This window comes from Micromonospora endolithica, from assembly GCF_003626595.1.
Lineage (GTDB): Bacteria > Actinomycetota > Actinomycetes > Mycobacteriales > Micromonosporaceae > Micromonospora > Micromonospora endolithica.
Window position 1 is genome coordinate 1 of sequence record NZ_RBAK01000039.1, and the last position, 1,410, is coordinate 1,410.

Annotated in this window: 1 protein-coding gene; it reads right to left on the reverse strand. The window is 68.0% G+C overall.

The window, feature by feature from the left end; all coding sequences use genetic code 11:
- Positions 1-34: 34 nt before the first annotated feature.
- Positions 35-1,297, reverse strand: a complete 1,263-nt coding sequence (locus tag D7223_RS32360; RefSeq protein WP_120733497.1) for an ISL3 family transposase — start codon at positions 1,295-1,297, stop codon at positions 35-37.
- Positions 1,298-1,410: the final 113 nt, after the last annotated feature.

The following is a 1,410-nucleotide window of genomic DNA, read 5'->3' on the forward strand; positions in this document are numbered from 1 at the left end:
TGGGTCTTCTGCTTGATTCGTGGGTCGGTGGTGATCATCTTCCGGGGAGTTGGGGTCGGTGGCCGCCGAGGCTGAGCATGGCCAGGGCGATGAGGGCGTCTGCTGAGTGGAATCCGAAGGCCATCCGGGTGATGAGGCGGATCTTGGCGTTGACGGATTCGATGCGGCCGTTGGACAGGCCGTGCTCGATGGCAGCGATGATCTGATCGCGGTGGCGGGTGACGCGTCGTTGCAGGTCGACGAAGACGTCGATGCGGCTGCGGCGGGCCCACCCGATCCACCGGTCGAGGGCTTCCACTGCGGCTGCGGGGCTGGTCTTGGCCAGGGTGAACACCAGGCGTAGGCCCTCCTTGAGCGCCCAGGCCCGGTGCAGGCGGGGGTGGGTCTTGGCGATCCAGGCGAGTTTGGCCTGCTGGGCGGCGGTGAGGTTTTCCGGGTTCTTCCACAACGCCCAGCGGGTGTTCTTCAACTGGCGGGCCGCGCCGACGGCGACACCGCGACGGCCGGCCCCACGACCGGTGGCCTCGTTCCAGGCCTGACGGCGAACCCGATCCACGGCATCGGTGGCCCAGGCCACGACATGGAACGCATCGGCGCAGCGGACCGCGTCCGGGCAGCGGCGGCGCAACACTGCGGAGATCCAATCGGCGCCGTCGGCCGACACGTGCGTGATCTTCGCGGCCCGTTCAGGGCCGAGCACGTCGAAGAACCCGTTCAGCGTCGCCGCGCTCTTACCGGGCGCTGCCCAGACGAGCCGTCCGCTGTCGTGATCCACCACCACCGTCAGATACTGGTGGCCCTTCTTGTAGCTGACCTCGTCGATACCGATACGACGCAACCCCTCGAAGCGGTCCACCACACCGCCGGTGTCAGCCCACACCCGCCCCACGATCGCCCCGACCGTGCGCCAACTGATCCGCATCAGCTGCGACACCGCCGACTTCGCGGTATGCACCACCAACCACGCCACCATCTGATCAAACGCCCGAGTATGCCCCGCTCCATGACGCGCCCACGGCACCGCCGCCACGACCACCCCATGCACCCGGCAGGAAACCCGAGGCGCATCGGCCTCGACTACCGCCCGGACCATCCCCAGATCCAACGCCCGCCACCGACGACGAACCCCCGCGTCATAGCGGGCACACCGCCGACGGCAATACGGACACCGATGCCGAGCACCCCGACGCACCCGCACCCGAGCCACCACCACCGACTCGACCGGATCGAACCCCACATCCTCGACCACCGCCTGCTCGACCCCGAGCAGCCCAGCCCATACCCTGGCAGAACGCACGCCGTTCTCCCGCCCTCACAGTTCTGACCTTCGACAAGCCAGAACCTAGGCAGGACAACGGCGTGCGCCATCACTGACGCGCCCAACCACCCACAGACACGTCACAAGACCCA